Source organism: Polaribacter filamentus, from assembly GCF_002943715.1.
GTDB lineage: Bacteria > Bacteroidota > Bacteroidia > Flavobacteriales > Flavobacteriaceae > Polaribacter > Polaribacter filamentus.
Genome location: NZ_MQUA01000014.1, coordinates 257124 through 279019, shown reverse-complemented (window position 1 = coordinate 279019; position 21896 = coordinate 257124). Strand labels below are relative to the sequence as shown.

Sequence of the window (21896 nt, the reverse complement as noted above, 5' to 3'; positions counted from 1 at the left end):
TATATTTCACTTTTTTAAAAAGTGGTTTTACTAGAATTTTATAAAAACAGAAAAGCATCTTTCCTAAATTTTGGAAAGATGCTTTTTTCTTAAACCACTTTGCTCTTTACTCATATTCTGTTTTCCTTTTCTTTCTGTCTTGCCAAATTTTTTTTGATATGCAAGCACTTTATTCTCTCCATTTTTCAACTCACCCATGGCTAAAGTACACGCATTAAAAGAATCGTCTGCTTTCATTAATTTATAAATAATATCTTCTGACCCAACAGTTCTTTTATTGTAAGTATTTACTTCGCTTAAAGGTTTTGATTTTGTGTCTGCACTTAAACCGTAATAAGTTGCAGAGGTTCTAAAACTAGTGTTAGGTGCAAAAGCTACCATACTAATTACAGGTTTCCCAACCATCTGTCTTTGTAACAAAATCTCGATGTAATAGACAAAATGGTTGGTGAAATCCTCCTTATCCCTATTGTTTATTAACTTTGAAGCAAATCAAAGGTTTTGAATAAAAAAAATGTAAATTTTGTGATAGTTTACACACACATAAATACGGTACTAGATTAAGTAAACAACGTTACAAATGTTTAGATTGTAGCAAGGTTTTTAATGGAGTAAAACAAATTTCAATAGATTTTCTTTGGGATGAATATGCCAGAGGAAAACAAACTTATATACAACTAGCAGTCAAATATGGATGCTCAAAGAGAACAATCCAACGCAAACTAGATCTTTATCAAGTTAAGCAAGCAGAGATAATCCCTAAGAAGGTTATTGTTTTAATGGATACAACCTATTGGGGAAGAAATTTTGGATTAATGTTGTTTAAAGACGCCTACAGTAAAGAAAATCTTCTTTGGTATTACGTCAAATCAGAAACTAACGCATTGTACATAAAGGGAATTAATGAACTGAAATCTAAAGGTTTTGAGGTTGTGGCTATCGTTTGTGATGGCAGAAAAGGATTGGTTGGGGCATTTAAAGATATACCTGTTCAACTTTGTCAATTTCATCAAGTTGCAACAATAAGAAGATATATAACTAAAAACCCAAAAATGCATGCTTCGATTGACTTGAAGCTTCATGTAGCTATGCTAAAAAATACTGATAAAGAATCATTTGAAGGTGGATTAAAAATGTGGTTTATTAAGTGGGAAAACTTTTTAAATGAACGTACTATTAATATTGAAACAGGTAAAAGCTACTTCACACATAAACGGCTTAGAAGTGCATATAGAAGCCTTAATACAAATATGACATGGCTATTTACTTGGTACGATAATTATAAATTAAATATCCCAAATACAACCAATATGATTGATGGTCATTTTTCTGATTTAAAAAACAAACTTAGAAATCATAATGGATTAACTAAAGAAAGAAAAATAAAATTTATAAATGAGTTTTTAAGAACTAAAATAAACTGACGAAATTACCAGAAAAAAGACCAACCATTTTGTCCATTAGGCCTAAAATCTAAATTATGATTTGGTATCAAGTTAGAAAAGTAAGTTACAAATTAAATTGCTTCGCTAAGATTAGATTTTGATTCCCCTTTCATTAATCTGCCAGCTAACTTTAAAATAATTTTCATTGGTTTTAGCTTACTTAAAATAGAAGGTTTGCAAACATACCCGCAGTTGTAGGCGCCTTTTTCTTTACTTTTTAGAAATGATTGTACACTTACTGTTGAAAAAATAATAAATACTGTTGCAAAAAGAAATAATACTGTTTCTAGTTTTATTTTCATATTAAGATTGTTTTAAGGAGTCGTTTAACCGCTGTAAAACTATCTGATTACTACAATTCTTAAAATATGGCATTTGCCTTATATTCTGATAAATTTCTAAGTTAACAAACCTATATTCATTTTTAATTAAATGAAATAATATCAATAATTATAGATTCATCATTTTAAATAAAACACTCCTTATTTAAGGAATCAAATTTTCAAAAATCAAATCACAAAAAAAGAGCGAATTAAAATAATTCGCTCTTTTAGAATCTACTTTTTTTTAATAAACCTGATTAATAAGCTCTTTTAGAATTACCTTCATAGAAATTAATAAAAGCTTGATTTACGACTCTGTGACCTCCGGGCGTTGGATAATTCCCTGTAAAATACCAATCACCTAAATGATTCGGGCAGGCTTTATGCAAGCCTTCTATAGTTTGATAAATAACCTCAACATCGGCTTTAATATCCTCAGTTTTTAACATTTCTGCAATTTTAGCTGATATTTCTTCAATTGTAAAAGGACTGTAAACCTCTTTTACAAAATTTATAATATCGATATCTTTACTATCGTGCTGTGCTTTACACTTTATATAGACTTCATCTATAATGTGGTATTTATTATTATCTTTTAACAATTCTAATGCAGCTTTAAATGCTATAAAATCCTCAATTCTTGCCATGTCAATTCCGTAACAATCTGGATAACGAATTTGTGGCGCAGAAGAAACTACAACTATTTTCTTAGGTTCTAATCGATCTAAAATTCTTATAATACTTTTCTTTAAGGTAGTTCCGCGTACAATACTGTCATCAATAATCACCAAATTATCTGTAGGTTTTACAACACCGTAGGTAATATCATATACATGTTCTACTAAATCGTCTCTAGAACTATCATCTGCTATAAAGGTTCTTAATTTTACATCTTTAATTGCAATTTTTTCAAATCGTGCCCTTTCTGACAAAATTTGAGTTACTTTTTCTGCTGATAAATTTTTACCACCTTCTAAAATTTTTGCTGTTTTTTGTTTGTTCAAAATATCTTCAGCAGCTTCGGTCATTCCATAAAAGGAGGTTTCCGCAGTATTCGGAATATATGAAAAAACGGTATTAGAAATATCAGAATTTATTGCTTTTAAAATTTCAGGAAACACATATTTTCCTAAATTTTTACGTTCTTGATAAATACTAGCATCACTACCTCTAGAAAAATAAATACGTTCAAAAGAACACGCTTTGTTTTCTTTAGGTTCTAGAACCAATTCTATAGATGTCATTCCGCTTTTTTTAATAATCAACGCATGCCCTCTTTCTAATTCTTTTACATCCGAAATTTTTACATTAAAAACAGTTTGTATTACTGGTCTTTCTGACGCAACTACAACAACTTCATCATCTTCATAAAAGAATGTAGGCCTAATTCCGTTAGGATCTCGTAACACAAATGCATCTCCATGACCAACTAAACCAGCCATTGCGTAACCACCATCCCAATTTTTAGAGGATCTTTTTAAAATATTTTTTAAGCTTAAATTTTCTTCAATAAAAGGAGATGCATCTTTTTTACTAAAGCCTTTTTCTTTCGCTTTTAGATATAAATCAGCAACTTCAGCTTCTAAAAAGTGCCCAATTTTCTCCATTACAGTTACCGTATCTGTATACTCTTTTGGATGCTGACCTAACTCTATTAACTCTTCTAACATTTGTTTAGAATTGGTCATATTAAAGTTACCGGCAACAATTAAATTTTGATGTCTCCAGTTACTTTGACGCAAAAATGGATGTACACTTTCTATGGAATTTTTACCAAAAGTTCCATAACGAACATGCCCTAAAAATAAATTTCCAACATACGGCATGTTTTCTTCTTGCCATTCGATATCGTCTTTTTTATCAGGATTTTCTTCTAAAATAGCATTTAAACGACCATTAATTTGAGCAAAAATATCCTGTATAGGTTGCGATTTATTAGAGCGCACTCTACTAATATACCTTGTACCTGGTTGGACATTAAATTTTACACTTGCAAAACCAGCACCGTCTTGTCCACGATTGTGTTGTTTTTCCATTAATAAATACATTTTATTTATACCGTAAAAAGCAGAACCGTATTTATCCTTATAAAACTGTAGGGGTTTTTTTAATCTAACTAATGCAATTCCGCATTCATGTTTTATTGCGTCACTCATTTAATTGGTTGTTTTGTTATGTTTTATGTATAAAAAAATCCGCGAATTTTAAACGCGGATTTTTATTTATGAGATTTATATATCAAATTGTGTTAACTCTTTAAAAGCTTGCAAGCGTATTTTGACTTCAGCCTTTGTAAGGTCTTGCATACGTTCTGTTCCAAATTTCTCTACACAGAACGACGCTAAATTAGAGCCATAAATAATGGCATTTTTCATATTTTCAAAAGAAATGTCTTCTGTTTTTGCTAAATATCCGCAGAAACCACCTGCAAAAGTATCGCCTGCTCCTGTTGGATCAAAAACTTCTGCTAAAGGCAAAGCGGGTGCATAAAACATATTGCCCTCACTAAATAATAAGGCGCCGTGTTCTCCTTTTTTAATCACCACATATTTTGGTCCCATTTCATGGATTTTCTTTGCAGCATTTACCAAAGAATATTCTCCAGAAAGTTGGCGAGCTTCTTCATCATTAATCGTAATTACATCTACTCTTTTAAGAACCGTATGTAAATCGGCAAGTGCGATATCCATCCAAAAATTCATAGTATCTAAAACTACTAATTTAGGTTTTTCTATCATTTGATCTAAAACAGATCCTTGGGTTAAGGGGTGTAAATTACCCAACATTACAATACTTGCATCTTTAAATTCATTGGGAACAACTGGTTCAAAATTCTCTAATACATTTAATTCTGTAATTAAAGTATCTCTAGAGTTCATATCGTTACGATATTTACCGCTCCAGAAAAAAGTTTTTCCTTCTTTTATAATTTCAATTCCATCGGTATTAATTCCTTTGGCATTCATCATTTTTAAATAGGACTCAGGAAAATCTCCACCAACCACAGAAACAACTCCTGTTTTTATTCCAAACTGACTTGCTGCTAGACTAACAAAAGTTCCTGAACCTCCAAGAATTTTATCTGTTTTGCCAAAAGGTGTTTCAATTGCATCAAACGCTACTGTACCTACTGCTAATAATTTACTCATGTGCCTTTCTTTATTTTTCCGATTTCTACTGTCCTAAATGTAATTTCAAGAAGGAATTTAATACATTAGTTACTATATTCAAATACTATTTTAACAAAAAATAATAATCAGTTTACTTTATACTCAACGAGCATTTTTAACGCTTTTTTGTCGTATTTTTGTCTATTATAAAAAAGGTGTCTATGACGCCGCAAAAATAAGTTTAAAAAATGACTATCAAAGAAATACAAGAAGAAATTATTGATGAGTTTTCCATGTTTGATGATTGGATGGAACGATATGAATATATTATAGAGCTTGGCAAATCTTTACCCATAATTGATGCCCAATATAAATTGGATGAAAATCTGATAAAAGGTTGTCAATCTAAAGTTTGGCTATTCTCTGAACTAGAAAATGATATCATAAAATATACGGCGGATAGTGATGCAATTTTAACAAAAGGAATTGTAGCACTTTTATTACGTGTGTATTCAGATCAAAAACCGGCGGCTATTTTAACTGCAGAAACTAGTTTTATTGATAAGATTGGTTTAAAAGAACACCTTTCGCCAACCAGAGCAAATGGATTAGTCTCTATGATAAAACAAATAAAAATGTATGCAATTGCACAACAAGTAAAATTGCAAAATTAAGATTTAAGACAATGACAGATAAAGAATTAGACGAAATAGGAGATAAAATTGTAAGAGTTTTAAAAACCATTTATGATCCAGAAATTCCTGTAGACATTTACGAATTAGGATTAATTTATGATGTTTTTGTATCCGAAGAAAACAATGCAAAAATATTAATGACATTAACATCACCTAATTGCCCCGTTGCAGAAACACTGCCCGTAGAAGTTGAGGACAAAGTGAAAACTTTAAAAGAAATTAATAATTGCGAAGTTGAAATTACTTTTGACCCAACTTGGACCTCAGAAATGATGAGTGAAGAAGCAAAGTTAGAATTGGGAATGCTGTAATTAGTTTTTAGTTTATAAAAAATTGTCTGATACTCTGCTATAACCAGTTTTAAAACTAACTATGCAACTCTGCAACTTTGAATCTTTGAAATTTAAACCTTGAACCAAAAGCATGCAAGAAGAAATTATAAATAGAGTAACCAATAGCAAATTAATAACTTTTGATCTAGAGGAGATTTATCCAGAAGGAAAAAGAGTTGTTTTTGACATTAAAGATTGGTTATTTCAAGAAATCATTTTAAAAGAAAAAGATTTTAGAGAATCTGTTAATACTCATAATTGGTCTCAATACAAAAACTGTTTTGTAGCTGTTTCTTGCTCTGCTGACGCCATAATTCCTTCTTGGGCTTTTATGTTAATTGCATCAGAATTGACACCTTTTGCAAATAAAGTTGTTATTGGTGGTCTAGAATTGTTAGAAACTGTTATTTATCAAGAGTTGATTGGTTTTTTAGATTTAAAAGATTTTGCTGATAAGCCTATAATTATAAAAGGATGCGCAAATAAACCAATACCAAATTCTGCGTATGCCTTTTTAATATCAAAATTACAGCCAATAGCAAAAAGCATTATGTTTGGGGAGGCTTGTTCTACCGTACCGCTTTATAAATCAAAGAAATAGTTTTATAATTTAAATAGATTTTATTATTTTTGCTTTTAAAGAATGTACCTTGAATAAATTTTTCTTAATTTTTTGCATTTTATTTTCAATAAATTTGTTTGCTCAAAAAAAGAAAGCCAAAGAACCTCTTCCAATCCCTAAATGGAAAATACAAGGAAGATTTGCCTTTATTTTTAATCAATCTTCATTTACCAATTGGGTTTCTGGGGGAGAAAATACGGTTGCTGGAAACATCAATATCAACTACGATATTAACCATAAAAATGAGAATTTAAACTGGGATACCAGAGTTATAAGTGGCTATGGTTTAAGCTATCTAGGTGAAAAAGGATATCGTAAAACAGACGATCGTTTTGAACTTAATTCACTTTTAGGTATAAAATCTAAAGACTTTTGGTTTTTCTCTTTCTTTACCAATTTTAAAACTCAATACACAGAAGGTTATAATTATAAAATAGAACCTAAATCTTTAGTATCCAACTTCTTCTCTCCTGCCTATTTAAGTTTTGGACCAGGAATGCTTTGGAAAGAATCTGACAATTTAAATGTGAACATAGCCCCGGCAACCTCAAGATTCACTTTCGTTAACGATGAGTTTTCTGGTCAATTTGGTGTAGAAGAGGGGGACAATTCTGTCTTTAGTTTAGGTTTTAATTTAACTGGATATTCCAAATTTTCTTTGATGGAGAACATTGAAATGGAAAACATTATAGCACTATACTCAGATTATCTAGGAAAGCCTCAAAATATTGATTTAGACTATCAATCTAACATCCGTTTTAAGGTAAATAAGTTCATAAAAATGCAAATGACTTTTCATACAATTATCGATGATAATTCATCCGGGAAAGTTCAATTTAGACAACTTTTTGGCATGGGACTTAATTATGATTTCCATGAAAAAGTGACTTATTAAAACTTTTTAGGTCTAAACTTCTAAAGACTCCTTTTTCAAATTCCTAAAATTTTATTGATGAAAAAATTATCAATCTTACTATTATTTGTTTTTATATGTTTTTCTATAAACGCACAAACTATTGATGAATTAAAAAAAACATTAGCCTCTAAGAAAGATTCTATTACTAAATTACAAGTAAAAACAAATGCGATACAAGCCAAAATAGATGCACTTCCTGGCTGGAGAAAAGGTGCTTTTGGCACAATTGGGGCTAGTTTATCTGGATTTAATAACTGGTATGCTAGATCTGCACCAAATACTTCTGCAGGTAACATTGGTTTCACTGTTAATGCTTTTGCTAATTTAATTCAAAAAGATTTCTTTTGGAGAAACTCTGGAACGGTAAATCTAGGTTGGGTAAAAATAGACAATAGAGACGACCCAACTGATAGTGGTAATTTTGAAACAGCTACCGATGTTTTTACAATATCTTCTTTATATGGAAAAAGACTAAATCAAAAATGGGCAATTTCTGGTTTGAGTGAATATAGAACTACCTTATTAGAAAACTTTAATGATCCGGGATATTTAGATTTAGGTGCAGGTTTAACTTGGACGCCAACCAGCAACCTCGTTGTTGTTATAAATCCAGGAAACTACAACTTTGTATTTAGTAAAGGAAATAGTGTTTTTGAATCTTCTTTAGGAACAAAAATAGTCGCAGATCATACAACAAAATATAATAAATTAAGCGTAAAATCGAACTTGTCGATGTTTCAAAGTTATAAAAATAGTGATTTATCTAACTGGACATTTACAAACTCTTTAGGATATACAGTTTGGAAAGGAATTGGCTTAGGTTTTGAACTTGGTCTTCGAAAAAACAAACAAGAAGCTTTAAGTAATTCTTTAATTACAAATCCGTCAGAAAATTTTAATACCGTAAATAATAAATTACAATCTTATTGGTTGTTTGGTGTGAGTTATTCTCTCTAAGAGACTCGTGCTATAGTTTTTAACCTATTAAAATTCTATACGCTGTTTTAAAATAGCGTCGCCAAAATCACTTTCTGTGTGCGTAATCAGAACAATAACGTCTTTCTTTTCTGCTGGAGTTATTTTGCAATTTTTTAAAACTGATAACTCATTTATAAACTTTTCTTTTTATCTTCTATTTGGATGCGCTAAATAACTTTTTATGTCCATTTGATATAATTTAATACTCGAATAAAAATATATTTATATCTAAAAATAAGATATTTATCATAAAAAAAAATTAAAGCACTAATATACAACGTCCCTCTATAAACAAATACAGCTAATTTAATCATTTTTTATAATTTTAATATACTACTATTAGTTATTTTCATCTACCATTTTTCAAAATAAAGAAAGAGTAGTTAAGGCCTTTATATTTGCCTATTTTTGCAACCTAAATTCATGTAATGACCTTATTAATTATTTACGCTACCATATCTATTTTCTTTTCATTTTTATGCTCAATTCTAGAAGCTGTTTTACTAAGCATTACTGCAACATTTATAAACCTTAAAAAGAAAGAAGGGCTAGCATTTGCAATAGATTTAGAAACCTTAAAAAAAGATGTTGACAAGCCACTTATTGCTATTTTAACAATTAATACTATTGCACACACCGTGGGCGCAATATTAGTTGGTGTCCAGGCAAAAGTTGCCTACGCAGAAATGTATGGAACTTCTGTTAAAAGCATTCTTGGAATAAATATTACCGAAGACGTTATGGTGGGTATTGTTTCGACAGTCATGACTATTTTAATCTTGGTAGCCTCAGAAATTATACCTAAAACTATTGGTGCAACGTATTGGAAACAGCTGGCAAGTTTTACTGCTAAAACTTTAAAAATTTTGATTTTTCCCTTAAAATGGACAGGATTTTTATGGATTTTACAATTAACCACAAAGTTAATCGGAGGCAAAGGTCACGGTAGTATTTTAAATAGAGAAAGCTTTTTAGTAATGACAGAAATGGCTGAAAAAGACGGTGTTTTTCAAAAGAATGAAAGTAAGGTTATTAGAAACCTTTTAGGCTTTAACGAGATTAAAGTAAATGATGTAATGACGCCAAGATCTGTTTTAGAGATTGCTGATGAAAGCCAAACCATACAATCTTTTTACAACGAGCATAAAAAGTTGCATTTTTCTAGAATTCCTGTTTTTGCAGAAAATCAGGATGAAATCACTGGTTATTTTTTAAAAGATCATTTATTGGAAGCAATCATCAACGGACAAGGAAATGAAAACTTGGCGAGCATCCGAAGAAATATTTTAATTACAGAAAGGGATTTATCGATTCCGGATTTGTTTGATAAATTAATACAAGAAAAAGAACATATTGCTTTAGTGGTTGATGAATATGGTTCTGTTAGTGGTATTGTTTCTCAAGAAGATGTTATAGAAACTTTGCTTGGTTTAGAAATTATGGACGAAAGTGATTCTGTTGAAGACTTGCAAGCGTTGGCAAGAAAATCTTGGAAAAATAGAGCTAAACGAATGGGAATTATTGAGGAAAAAAAAGAGGAATAAAATACCTACAAGGTCTTAAAAGACCCTGTAGGATTGTATTAAATTATTAAATTTCCTCTTCCTCTTCGTATTCAGTATACAAAAAGTCGCTATAAGGAAAACGTTGAATATGAATTTTCTTTACTTCTTCATAAACTGTTTCTTTAAAATATTCTAAATTATCTTTGTTTAGAGCAGAAATAAAGATAGATGGTGCATCATAATCATTCATCCATGTTTTTTGCCAATCTTGTAAAGTGTAATGTTCTTTGCCTTTTTCTGTAACTAAATCATCTTCATCAATCGTTTCAAAAGAATAGGCATCAATCTTATTAAAAACCATTAAAGTTGGTTTGTCTGCACATTTTATATCCGCTAAAACAGAATTTACCGAAGCAATCTGATCCTCAAAACTTGCATGAGAAATATCTACCACATGCAATAATAAATCTGCTTCCCGAACTTCATCTAACGTTGATTTAAAAGATTCCACTAATTGTGTCGGTAATTTTCTAATAAAACCAACGGTGTCTGTCATTAAAAACGGAAGGTTCTTAATCACTACTTTTCGAACTGTGGTATCTAAAGTTGCGAAAAGCTTGTCTTCTGCAAATACATCACTCTTGCTAATTACATTCATTAATGTCGATTTCCCAACGTTTGTGTAACCAACCAAAGCAACTCTTACCATTTTTCCGCGATTTTTACGCTGCACAGACGTTTGTCTATCTATGGTTAAAAGTTTCTTTTTTAATACATCTATTTTATCCCGAATAATACGTCTATCCGTTTCAATTTCTGTTTCTCCAGGACCACGCATCCCAATTCCACCTTTTTGCTTATCTAAATGGGTCCAAAGTCTCGTTAAACGTGGTAATAGATATTGATGCTGTGCTAACTCAACTTGTGTTTTTGCCGAACTTGTTTGTGCTCTTTGCGCAAAAATATCTAAGATTAAATTGGTTCTGTCTAAAATTTTACAATCTAGAATTGCTTCAATATTTCGCAATTGTCCGGCAGATAATTCATCATCAAAAATAGCGGTTCCTATTTCGTTTCCCTGAATAAAATCTCTTACTTCTTCTAGTTTACCTGTTCCTAAAAAGGTTTTAGGATTTGGTTTTTCCATTTTTTGAACAAATCTTTTCACAACAACTCCACCAGCAGTTAATGTTAAAAACTCTAGTTCATCTAAATATTCTTGAGATTTAGATTCGTCTTGTTTTTGGGTAATTACACCTATTAAAACAACTTTTTCAGAAATGGCTTCTTTTTGGTCTATCATAAGATACAAAGGTAAAAAGAAAGTTGACACCAAAAGAATTTTGACACCAACTAATCAATCAATCACTCAAACTTATTTATTTCTTATTGAATAAATTCTAAATTTCCTGCAGCCATGTTATAAATTGCTGCTACTATTTTAATTTTGCCTTCTTTTTATAAACTTGCTATTTTAGGTGATGTAACTCTAATGTAATCAACTGTTTTTAAAGCATTATTATGTATTAGAGCATTTGTAAAAGCTTCGTTTTTAAAAGAAACTTCTTTGAGTGGAATAATCTCTTTGTGTTAAAACGTTCTTGTTAAAAATTATGATGCATACTAAATTGTAATTGCCCTTTACTCCAAGCATTGGTCGTCTGCATCATATAACCCACTTGAAATCTTACTGATTTGTTTAAAACATAACCCAAACCAAAATAACTTCTATTTCTATCAAATAATTCTACCTCTTTACCGTCTCCAATGGTTCTTTCTCCATTTATAAAAAGCTCATTATAAAAGGCCCCATACATCGTTTTTGCACTTAAATCTTTAGCATTAAAAGGAATATTGATAAATAAATTATACCTGTATCTTGTTCTGAAATCTTGACTTTCCACAAAACGTTGTTCGTATCTAAAACGATGTGTAATTAAAAGTCGATTCCCTATTTTTTGAGGCAACAATGCTTCTTGGTAGATTCTGTTTTCGTTTGATGTATCGTCCGATTCTCCAAACTGCCCTGAAGTTATATTTGCAATTCCTAGGGTTAATAGAACTCCAGCATCTTTAGGTGTAAAAGTAATTCCAGAACGCAATAATAATTGTTCTTGATCGCCTAAAACTTGCCAATCTCTGTGCTGAAAATCCCCTTGAATTCCCCACTGCAAATTTTTAAACTGATGGTTGTAAAAATACATGTACCAAGCACCCGTTTGATTCTCGACAACTTGCGAATATGACTTGTTTGCTAATAAAAAAATAGATAAAAAAAGAATACAAATTCTCATACTGATTATATTTTATAAAAATAAAATAGTATTGCTACTAATTATATGTGTGAAACTAATTTTTAACGATTTGCTTTAGTCCGTTTAAAGCATAAAAAAACCTCAACCGAAATTGAGGTTTTAGCTAATTAATTCAAATCTGATGGTTTTTGGTCTTATACTTTTCTTTTTAAACAATTAATTTTTACAAAACTAATATAGAAAAAGTTAAAATAGCATATCCTAATGTTAATATAACATTATATTTAATGTTATAAAATTGTGCTAGATTTACAAGAAACTCTATATGTTCACCTAATTTTCATCCTCAAAACAAAGTGAAAAAATACAACTATCACATTTTCTAATATAGAAAATTTATTTGATACTTTTAATAACCCAACAACCGCCGATGATGAGTTTACCCCAAAAAGAAAAACAAATGAACCTTTAGACGTTACAAAATTAAAATCAAGAAACTGGGTTCTGTAATTTTGCAATTAGGCATGAGACGATCTGAAAATCCACCTGTACTTGATGGTTTAGTCGAAGTTGAAAACGAAAAAGTAGTAGCTGATTTAGCCTTGTTGTACAATAAAATTGCTTTCGAATTATTGAGTTATAAAACCTATCTCGTTTTTCTAAAAGATAATGCAGGCAAACGAGATTATACAAGAGGTATTTTAAAATTTAGTGGAAACTTGCATAGAGAGTTACTAAATGTTTTAGCAAATAATTGGACCTCTTGAAGCTAAGGTAAAGCAGAATCAACGCCTAAAAGAATTGCTGCTGCCTAAATGCTGATAACTATTGTTGATGGAACTCAGGAAAATTAAAAGGAAGCCCTTTTAAAACCAATATTAGTAGGTGATATCAAGGAGGATTTTCCGACCATTTTCCTGTATATACTTTTCTAGAAAAGAAGATTAATCCTTACCTACATTCTTAAAAGCTTTTATCAACTTTTCATCATTTAAAATATACTTTTTGTATTTGCCGTCCTTGTATCTATAATAAATAAAAAAAGGCATAAACAAAAACGAGAAGTAAAAAACACCCAAGCCCATAACGACTTGTGCTTTTTCGTGTTCTGCGTTTACAAGATATACTCCCGTTGCCATCCAAACCAAAAAAACGACAAACATTATTTTTAACGTTAATTTCATGTTGTAAATTTACAAAAGTTATATCTTGAAAAAATATAAATGACAAGTATTTTCCAAAAATATAATTTTTCTGATTAGTTAAAATTAGATAAATTAGGGCCTTAATAAAATATAATTTTCTATTTAAATGAAATCAATTTCAGTATTTTTGATTGGTTTGTTGCTCTTTTCTTGCAATCAAACTAAAAAACAACCAATTATGAACCAAAAAATTGTAATTGCACATAGAGGTGCTTCAGGGTATTTACCTGAACATACTTTAGAAGCGAAAGCCATGGCACACGCAATGAATGCCGATTTTATTGAACAAGATTTGGTATTGAGTAAAGATGATATTCCTATTGTAATTCATGACATTTATTTGGATGACGTTACGGATGTTACCACAAAATTTATTGACAGAAAAAGAAATGACAATCGGTATTACGTAATCGATTTTACGTTTGATGAACTAAAAACGCTAAGCGTTACAGAACGTTTTAATCCAAAAACTGGAGAACAATTTTATCCAAATCGTTTCCCGAAAAACAAAGGGAATTTTAAACTACATTCTTTACAAGAAGAAATCGAATTAATTCAAGGATTAAATAAAAGTACAAGCAAAAATATTGGTATTTATCCTGAAATCAAAGAACCTGAATTCCACAGAAAAGAAGGAAAAAACTTAACGAAAATTGTTTTAAAAGTGCTTTCTGATTATGGTTACAAAACTAAAAAAGACCAATGTATTCTGCAATGTTTTGATGCAAAAGAATTAGAGCGAATCAGAAAAGAATTACAATCAGAATTATTTTTGGTTCAGTTAATAGAATTCCCAGAAGAAACTAAACAATTGGAACATTTTGCAACCTATGCAGACGGAATTGGCCCTTATTACAAACAGATTTTATCAGAAAAAATTAATGATAAATTCACATTTACTTCTTTAGTTTCTGATGCACATCAATTGGGTTTAAAAGTACACCCATATACTTTTAGAGCAGATTCTTTAGATGAATTTTCTAGTTTTGAAGAAATGATGCAAACGCTCTTAATAGATGCAAATATTGATGGTTGTTTTACTGATTTCCCTGATTTGGTTGTGAATTTTTTAAAAGATGAATAACACTATGACTACATAATTATATTCAATAAAACATTATAATAATCGATTAGATGTTTTTAATTCTCACGAGAGCATTTACAATTCTCAATGGTTTATGGATTTCGGAAAATTCGGGTCCGAGGTCTTCAATTCAGAAGAAAAAATTATTTATTCAATCACTAAAAAATTCAAATTTTGGAAATGGAAAATGGTATTTACCATAAAAGATAATAAAGAAAATGTACTAAATTTAATTTCTCAAAACAACAGAAAAACAATCTATTCTATAGATATTAATGAGATTACTTATGAGATAAAAACGCATTACAAAAAGAAAAAATCTATCTTTAAAAATGGAACGAAAATAGCAGAATTAGATGAATCTTTTTCGAATGAAAATTTTAAAGAATGTATTAAACTACAACTTTTAGACAAAAAAGATTTAGAAATTTGTTTTTTATTATTCTCCTGTTTAAAAATTGGTGATACAGAACAAAGTTCGAAAGCTATTTTAACGAGCCAAAAACAACTAGAACCAAACCAAGAACCTTGGAGTTGATTTTAGAAAATTTAACAGAAAACTAATTGATTTCTTCTGCAAATTTCTGAGCTATTTTTTTTAAATAATCAAAACTGTTTTGCATTGCATCTTCTAAATTATTGGCATACTTCATAACAGCATCAGCATAATTAATCCCTAAAGATTCAATAGCGTTTTCTTCTAAATCAATAGTACCACAAAAAGCAGCTACTTTTATTTTTTGTGCATTTGCAGAAGACAAAACACCTTGAATCGTTTTACCAGACATTGTTTGTATATCTAATTTTCCTTCGCCAGTAATAATCCAATCTGCATTTTTAATTTTATCATCAAATTGGGCTAAATTCTTAATTAATTGAATTCCTGGCTCTAACGTTCCGTTTAAAAAAAGCTTTGAAGCAATTCCCATTCCACCTGCAGCTCCAGCTCCTTTAACAGATTGCACCTCAATAGTAAAAACATCATTTAAAATAGCAGAAAAATCTTGCAAACCTTTATCTAACATTAAAATATCTTCTGTTGATGCTCCTTTTTGAGCACCATAAACAAAAGCTGCTCCATTTTCTCCATATAAAGGATTGGTTACATCGCAAGCAATTTTAAAATCTACGTTACTTAATTTATGATGAATATTTGTTGCATCAATTGATTTTATTTTAGATAAATTAGCACCGATAGGTTTTAATTTTTGATTATTTTTATCTAAAAATTGATATCCTAAAGCAGTTGCCATACCGATACCACAATCGCTTGTTGCACTTCCTCCAATTCCTAAAATAATTGTAGAAGCTCCTTTTTCAATGGCATCTATAATCATTTCTCCAGTGCCAAAAGTGGTGGCGTTTTTACAATCAAACTGTTCTTTCTTTAACCGCTTTACACCAGAAGCTTCCGCCATTTCTATAAATGCAGTTTTTGTTGCATCAGCATATAAATAAGTAGCTTTTATAGGTTCAAAAAAAGGATTATTAACGAGTACATTAATAATATTTCCTTTTAAATAATAATTTACAACTTCAATAGTGCCGTCTCCTCCATCTGCAAGAGGCAGTCTTGTAATTTCTACATCAGAAGTAATTTTACAAATACCTTCTTCTACAGCTTCACAGAACTCTAATCCTGTTAAAGAGTTTTTAAATTTGTCTGGTGCAAGTATTATTTTCATCCGAATATTGTTGGAATAAAGAAACTAAAAGTTACAATCGCTATAAAAAACGCTACTAAAATGTAAACCTCTTTTATCATAAAATCTTCTTTTTAATAGCTACATTAAAATTAGAAATCTTTTTTATCTCAACATTCTTTGTAAAAGCACTAACAACATAAGCAACAACTAACGAAATAATAACACCTGTAAAGTTAAGCCAAATCCAAAAAATATGAATTCCTAAATCGATGTGAAATAATCCTTGAATGGTTTTTGAAAAAATCAAGTTAATTAAAACAGCTAAAATAATACCAGCATTCATACCAATATGGTTTACTTTTTTAGAAAAGAAAGCTAGCACAAAGGTTACTAATACAGGGCCATAAAACACAGAACCTATTGCATTAATAATTTCTATAACGGCACTTTTACTACCACCAAACAAAAAGGCACTAGCAATACAAACTAATCCCCAAAACACTACTGATGCTTTAGAAATCATCATATATTTCTTATTTGTTAATTTTGTTTTACCACGGTTAAAAAAATCTTCAACGGTTACAGCAGATAAAGAATTAACGGTAGAACTTAAAGAAGACATTGCTGCAGAAAGAATACCAACCATTAAAATACCGATAAGGCCATGTGGTAAATATTTCATGATAAAAACAGGAATCATTAAATCTGCTTTTATACCATTTTTCGCAAATTCTTCTGGAAAATATTTTTGAGTTGTATTTGCAATTTCTTGTAAAAAATCTGGAGCTAAAGTTACTAAACCACCAATAACAAGTCCCATAATACAGTAAATTAATACTACAGGGAATCTTAAAAGCCCGTTTGCTAATAATAATTGACGAATCGTTTTTTCGCTTTTAGCGGATAAAAGTCTTTGTGCTTGTGTTTGATCGCATCCATAATAAGAAGCATATAAAAAGAAACCTCCTAAAATCATTGGTAATAATCCGTATTCATTTCCTTCTCCTACGCCTAAATTAAAATCGATTACTTTTAGTCTTTCAGGATTAAAACCTTCTTGTAAACCACCAAGTTCTTGTAACTGACTCCATCCAAAATACAAGCAAATAATTAAACCAAAAAACAGAATAATCATTTGTATGGCATCTCCCCAAACAACAGCTTTCATGCCACCCTGCCAAGAATAAATAATCGTAATAACACTTATTATTAAAATTGTGTATACAAAATCAATATCTAAAACCGATTGTAAAATAATGGCAATTGCATACACCATTACACCAGTTGCCAAAGCACGACTTAACTGAAAAACAACACTTAAAATTAATCTAGTTGAAGCACTAAAACGTTTTTCAACAAATTCATAAATACTAACAACTCCAGAACGAAATAATGGCGGAATTATAACAATCATTATAAAAATCATAGCAAGAGGAACAGTAAACTCAAAGGTTAACCATTTCATTCCACCACCTAATTTTAATCCTACAAAGGCAGGAGCAGAAATAAAACTTATGGCAGACAATTGTGTTGCCATTGTTGATAAACTTAAAGGAAACCATCCCATGCTTTTACCTCCTAAAAAATAATCTTTGGAATCTTTATTATCCTTAAAAAAGAATCCCATTCCTAAGAAGAAAATGATATAAAATAGTATAATACTGTAGTCTAGCCAGTTCATGGTTTTTGGTTATTTTTCAAGTAAATCAATTAATAAAGCTGCACTCCAGGAAAAATTATTTCCTCCATAACCCGCTTTTCCATTTGTATGCATTTCTTTTCTAGAATCAAAATACTCATAGAAACCATTATTTTTAATAAGACTAATGGTATCTTGTTTTACACGTTCTGCAATATCGGTATAACCATAATTGTTTAACCCATTAAAAAGCATCCAATTTAGGTTTATCCAAACTGGGCCTCTCCAATATTTTTTTGGATTAAATAGCGCACTTGTTGGATCAAAAGAAGCACACAGATACTGGTGTTCTCCTCCAAATTTCTCGATCATTACTTTTATCATCTTGTCTGCTTTCTCTTTTGTAGGAATATTTGCAAACAAAGGTGAAAATGATGATGATGATAAATATCTTAACGGTTTTTCGTTTCTTAAATCGTAATGAATATAAGCTCCTAATTCGTCATCAAATAACTTATTATTAAATGATTCTTTACTTTTTTCTTGCCATTTTTTAAGTTGTTCAATTTTATCAATATTACCTCCAATCAATTTATATAAAGTTATTAAACTTTCATTTGATTTGATTAGCATTGCATTAAATAATGGATCTTGAACCAGAAAAGGTGATAATTCAGCGATTTTTTCATCACTATAATTATGTTCTTTTGCAATTTCTATAATGTGTAAATAATGATCATATTCTCTTTTAGATGGACGTTGTGCTGCATCTACATGTGTGGTATCTCTTCTCTCAAAAGTATATTCTGGCGGATTCATGGTTTCCCAAATATCATCCCAAATTGGTGAATTATCTGTACCAGATTCCCAATTATGATAGATGTAAACCAAGCCTTCATTTTGAGGATCTCTATTTTTATAAAAATATTCGTGATTAAAATATACTTTATCAATTACTGATGCTATATATTTTAAAGAAGCTTCTTTTTGGTTACTAATTTTATACATTTCTTCTAACACAAAACCCGTTACAGGTGGCTGTGTCATTCCTGTAGATTTGTATTTTTTTGAAGCTAATGGATGTAAATCTGAGCGATGAAAACTCGCTCCCGGAAAATAGCTATCATTCTCTGTATGAAAAATGATGTGTGGTATAAAGCCATTTTCCCATTGTGCATCTAATAATGTTTCTATTTCTTTTTCGGCTTTTGGCATATCAAAATGCGCAAAACCTATCGCTATTAAACCTGAGTCCCAAAACCACTGAAATGGATATAAGTTAGCACATGGAATACTAAAACTTCCTGTCCAGTTATTATTAAGTACTTCTATAGCTTGTTCTTGTAATTTCTTCATTGTATAAAAATTGATGTTACTTAATTTGAAAACTCACTACCCAGATGTTTTTAAGTAGTGAGCACACTAAAATTAATTAGGGGTATTAAAAATTAAGGGTTGCAGTTAAAAACATTCTTCTTGGTAAAATTGGTCTTCCGTAGAAAAATTCTGCGTCACCTGCTTGGTTTATATTTCTTGGATCTCCTTCTGTTACACCAGCATCATCAAATAAATTAAAAACAGAGAATCCTAATCTTAAGTTTTCATTTCTATCCTTATCATTACTTAGACCAAATGTGTATCCAGCACCAAGTCTAAAAATATTAATAGCGTCTAACTCTACATTGTTATTATCTGCTGTAAACTTTTTACCTGTATGGTTTAGCGTAAATAATGCATCAAAACTACTATTGTCAAAGTGTAAACCTAATGTTGTTAAAAAATTTGGTTGTCTTGCTAATTCATTACCAACATTAACTTCGGCAGAACCGCCATTCACTAAATCTTCATCAATATTTTTAGTGATTTCGTGTTGTTGATACGTTGCAGAACCTCTAAAATCTAAATGCTCTGTAAATTTATAAGACCAGTTTGCTTCTACACCAAATGTAGAAGTACTTTGGTCAGACCTTAATAAATCTACTAGAGCACCCCCTGAAAACCCTTGAGTAATTCTTACTCTATCTTTTAAACTTACATAATAAGCAGCTAAAGAACCTGATAATTTTTCAGTACCTAATTTAGCACCTGCTTCAAATTGTGTAATCTTTTCAGAGTCGTAATTGGTATTTGGTATTCCTGCAGTTCGTGCAAAACCTCTAATTTGTGGAAAGAAAAACCCTCTAGAAAAGTTAGCATACAAATTTACATCTTCTGTTAAGTTATGCAATGCTGCCAAAGAAACTGCCCAATCTGTAGCTTCTACATTTCCTCTTACAAAACTACCATCAGCAAATTGTACATTCGCTAGGTTTGCTGTTAAATCAGCATCATCATATACTGCACTAGTTGCAACATTACCTTTATTAAAAGTACCTTTTGTACTTTCTATTCTAATACCAGCATCAAAACGCCATTTGTCAAAAACCATTTCATCGGTTAAGTAAAATGCGGTTTTACTTTGTGATAAAAAGTTATTCGCTGTCATACCAATTCTGTTGTATAAACCTCCATCAGAATATGTTACATTATTATCACCTGCGTCTGTATAACTTAAATTTACCAAACGAGGATTGTTGTTAAATTCTGATAAAACTCTGTATTGATAGTTTACGTCTTCTGCTTCTGTTCTTGCTAAATACACACCAGCAGTAATATTATGACTTCCTTTATCAGTTTCTATGGTTTTTGTTAAAGAAGCTTCACCAGAATAATCTGTCATTGGTCTTAAACGATCTACGTGTAAGTTTTCTACAACTAGGTCATTAGGATTCACTGAACCTACTCCTCCTTGATATTGTGCTGTATATCCTGTATTACCAGGAGCTACATTATTTACATAATTTGCTAACGTTAATGGGTTGTTATAGGTTCCGTTTCCACCAACATATAAAGCAAAATTATGTTGATAGTTTGCAAATTTTACTTTTGATTTGAATTTTAAATCATCAGAAAAATTATAGTTAAAATCTCCCATTACATAACCACCTTGCGTAGAAACTCCATCTTCAATTGGACTTTCATAGGCACCACCAGCTGTTAAGAAAGAAGTATTTGCTAACTGGCTAGACAATAATTGAGATACTGGTTCTCCATCATTTCCTGCAATTCTATTTCTACTACCATCTAAAGGTAAAGGCATAAAGAATTGAGCGTTGTCATTAATAAGTTGTCCATGAACTGTAAAAGAACCATTTTCAAATTTCTTTTTAATATTGGCTCTAAATTGAACACCTCTTGTTGGCATTCCTGTTTCTATTGGACCATCATCTTTTCTTACAAAACCAGTAAATGCATAATAAGTGTTTGAGTCTTCTCCACCTAATTTACCTCCGGTATAAAAATCTGTTTTTAAACGTCCTTGATCTGCCCATTCTATGTTTACAATGTTTTCTGCATTAGTATCTCCTGTTTTACTTGTGTAGTTAATAATACCAGCAACAGAACCAGCTCCGTATAAAACAGCAGAACCTCCTCTAACAAATTCCACTCCTTTAAAACCGATATCTGGTCTTGCATACACATCATGTGCAGATGAGTTTAAACCAAACGTACTCATTAAAGGCATACCATCATATTGTAATGGATTAAACACATATTGTCCTCCAGAAGGTAAACCTCTTACAAATACATTAGTTGCAGTTTCACCACCACCTCCTTCCGCAGTAATACCAGGAATACTTCTAATAATATCTGCTTGAGAATTTGCCGATAATCTAGTAATCTCCTTTTGTTTAATAGAACTAATAGACATTGGTGTCTCTTTTTGAGACCTAAATGTTGCAGAAGCTGTTAAAACAATTTCATCTAATTGATTTCCTCCTTCTTGTAGTACAACATTTACTGTTAATGTTGTTCCATCTAAATTTAAGGTCTTTTCAAAAATACTATAACCGATGTAAGAAACTTGTAAAGTTTGGGTTCCAGTACTAGAAGTTGTAAAACTAAAATTACCATCAAAATCTGAAGACCCTCCAAAACTAGTTCCTTTAATTAGGATACTTGCACCAGGTATTGGTTCTCCTGTAGTATCTTTAATTGTTCCTTTAACTTTTGTCTGCGCATTCATTGCAGAAAAGCTAATAATACAAATTAATGTTAGTACTATTTTTTCATTTTTTTATGATTTAGTTAATTATTAGGT

General features: G+C 30.6%; 20 protein-coding genes and 2 pseudogenes. 11 read left to right on the top strand and 11 right to left on the bottom strand.

Annotated features, from left to right (window positions below):
• Nucleotides 1-63 precede the first annotated feature (63 nt).
• Nucleotides 64-420, bottom strand: coding sequence for a hypothetical protein (locus tag BST83_RS17955; RefSeq protein WP_146092204.1), 357 nt, complete (start codon nt 418-420; stop codon nt 64-66).
• 104 nt (nt 421-524) lie between these two features.
• Between BST83_RS17955 and BST83_RS17950 the strand changes: the two are divergent.
• Nucleotides 525-1424, top strand: a pseudogene (locus BST83_RS17950) (IS256 family transposase, variant Zn-binding type); the annotation flags it as partial.
• A gap of 92 nt (nt 1425-1516) precedes the next feature.
• Here BST83_RS17950 and BST83_RS17945 read toward each other — a convergent pair.
• From BST83_RS17945 to BST83_RS17935, 3 genes are all read right to left on the bottom strand, one after another.
• A complete protein-coding gene (locus BST83_RS17945; RefSeq protein WP_104811121.1) occupies nt 1517-1747 on the bottom strand; it encodes a hypothetical protein in 231 nt (76 codons plus the stop codon).
• 278 nt (nt 1748-2025) lie between these two features.
• Nucleotides 2026-3924 (bottom strand): amidophosphoribosyltransferase, encoded by a 1899-nt coding sequence (locus BST83_RS17940; protein ID WP_104811120.1) that lies wholly within the window; start codon nt 3922-3924, stop codon nt 2026-2028.
• Nucleotides 3925-3999: 75 nt separating this feature from the next.
• Nucleotides 4000-4917: a PfkB family carbohydrate kinase gene (locus BST83_RS17935; RefSeq protein WP_104811119.1), complete on the bottom strand. Its 918-nt coding sequence runs from the start codon at nt 4915-4917 to the stop codon at nt 4000-4002.
• 209 nt (nt 4918-5126) lie between these two features.
• On the opposite strand from BST83_RS17935, the gene BST83_RS17930 reads away from it, so the two are divergent.
• The 6 genes from BST83_RS17930 to BST83_RS17905 all read left to right on the top strand — a co-directional run bounded on the left by BST83_RS17930 (nt 5127) and on the right by BST83_RS17905 (nt 9965).
• Nucleotides 5127-5552 (top strand): SufE family protein, encoded by a 426-nt coding sequence (locus BST83_RS17930; RefSeq protein ID WP_104811118.1) that lies wholly within the window; start codon nt 5127-5129, stop codon nt 5550-5552.
• 11 nt (nt 5553-5563) lie between these two features.
• Nucleotides 5564-5884: a DUF59 domain-containing protein gene (locus BST83_RS17925; RefSeq protein ID WP_104811117.1), complete on the top strand. Its 321-nt coding sequence runs from the start codon at nt 5564-5566 to the stop codon at nt 5882-5884.
• 112 nt (nt 5885-5996) lie between these two features.
• On the top strand, nt 5997-6506 hold the full coding sequence (locus tag BST83_RS17920; RefSeq protein ID WP_104811116.1) for a DUF2480 family protein: 510 nt from the start codon (nt 5997-5999) through the stop codon (nt 6504-6506).
• A 94-nt stretch (nt 6507-6600) separates the two neighbouring features.
• Nucleotides 6601-7422, top strand: coding sequence for a DUF3078 domain-containing protein (locus tag BST83_RS17915; RefSeq protein WP_240614859.1), 822 nt, complete (start codon nt 6601-6603; stop codon nt 7420-7422).
• Nucleotides 7423-7479: 57 nt separating this feature from the next.
• Nucleotides 7480-8400 (top strand): DUF3078 domain-containing protein, encoded by a 921-nt coding sequence (locus BST83_RS17910; protein WP_104811114.1) that lies wholly within the window; start codon nt 7480-7482, stop codon nt 8398-8400.
• 449 nt (nt 8401-8849) lie between these two features.
• Nucleotides 8850-9965 (top strand): CNNM domain-containing protein, encoded by a 1116-nt coding sequence (locus tag BST83_RS17905; RefSeq protein ID WP_104811113.1) that lies wholly within the window; start codon nt 8850-8852, stop codon nt 9963-9965.
• Between the two features lie 46 nt (nt 9966-10011).
• Here the strand turns inward: BST83_RS17905 and hflX are convergent, their stop codons facing one another.
• Together hflX and BST83_RS17895 are read right to left on the bottom strand one after the other, a co-directional pair.
• Nucleotides 10012-11229: a GTPase HflX gene (hflX, locus tag BST83_RS17900; protein WP_104811112.1), complete on the bottom strand. Its 1218-nt coding sequence runs from the start codon at nt 11227-11229 to the stop codon at nt 10012-10014.
• A gap of 301 nt (nt 11230-11530) precedes the next feature.
• Nucleotides 11531-12220 carry a DUF2490 domain-containing protein gene (locus tag BST83_RS17895; RefSeq protein WP_104811111.1) on the bottom strand — a complete coding sequence of 230 codons (690 nt, stop codon included), beginning with the start codon at nt 12218-12220 and terminating at the stop codon, nt 11531-11533.
• A 333-nt stretch (nt 12221-12553) separates the two neighbouring features.
• On the opposite strand from BST83_RS17895, the gene BST83_RS21610 reads away from it, so the two are divergent.
• Nucleotides 12554-12691 (top strand): endonuclease/exonuclease/phosphatase family protein, encoded by a 138-nt coding sequence (locus BST83_RS21610; protein ID WP_367889212.1) that lies wholly within the window; start codon nt 12554-12556, stop codon nt 12689-12691.
• A 14-nt stretch (nt 12692-12705) separates the two neighbouring features.
• The gene (locus BST83_RS17890; protein WP_104811110.1) at nt 12706-12948 is read left to right on the top strand and encodes a hypothetical protein; all 243 of its coding nucleotides are present in this window, start codon (nt 12706-12708) and stop codon (nt 12946-12948) included.
• Nucleotides 12949-13125: 177 nt separating this feature from the next.
• Here BST83_RS17890 and BST83_RS17885 read toward each other — a convergent pair whose 3' ends face one another.
• On the bottom strand, nt 13126-13365 hold the full coding sequence (locus BST83_RS17885) for a hypothetical protein (protein WP_104811109.1): 240 nt from the start codon (nt 13363-13365) through the stop codon (nt 13126-13128).
• Between the two features lie 127 nt (nt 13366-13492).
• On the opposite strand from BST83_RS17885, the gene glpQ reads away from it, so the two are divergent.
• Both glpQ and BST83_RS17875 read left to right on the top strand, forming a co-directional pair.
• A complete protein-coding gene (gene glpQ, locus BST83_RS17880) occupies nt 13493-14470 on the top strand; it encodes a glycerophosphodiester phosphodiesterase (RefSeq protein ID WP_104811108.1) in 978 nt (325 codons plus the stop codon).
• Nucleotides 14471-14564: 94 nt separating this feature from the next.
• On the top strand, nt 14565-15008 hold the full coding sequence (locus BST83_RS17875; protein WP_240614857.1) for a tubby C-terminal domain-like protein: 444 nt from the start codon (nt 14565-14567) through the stop codon (nt 15006-15008).
• Nucleotides 15009-15030: 22 nt separating this feature from the next.
• On the opposite strand, the gene BST83_RS17870 is transcribed toward BST83_RS17875, so the two are convergent.
• The 4 genes and pseudogenes from BST83_RS17870 to BST83_RS17855 all read right to left on the bottom strand — a co-directional run bounded on the left by BST83_RS17870 (nt 15031) and on the right by BST83_RS17855 (nt 21821).
• Entirely contained in the window at nt 15031-16155 is a 1125-nt protein-coding gene (locus BST83_RS17870; protein WP_104811106.1) for a glycerate kinase, read from the bottom strand.
• Nucleotides 16152-17797 (bottom strand): annotated as a pseudogene (locus tag BST83_RS17865) (sodium:solute symporter family transporter). Before BST83_RS17865 ends, BST83_RS17870 begins: the two are co-directional and overlap by 4 nt.
• A gap of 9 nt (nt 17798-17806) precedes the next feature.
• A complete protein-coding gene (locus BST83_RS17860; protein WP_104811105.1) occupies nt 17807-19111 on the bottom strand; it encodes an MGH1-like glycoside hydrolase domain-containing protein in 1305 nt (434 codons plus the stop codon).
• Between the two features lie 85 nt (nt 19112-19196).
• Nucleotides 19197-21821 carry a TonB-dependent receptor domain-containing protein gene (locus tag BST83_RS17855; protein WP_104811104.1) on the bottom strand — a complete coding sequence of 875 codons (2625 nt, stop codon included), beginning with the start codon at nt 21819-21821 and terminating at the stop codon, nt 19197-19199.
• Nucleotides 21822-21896 lie beyond the last annotated feature (75 nt).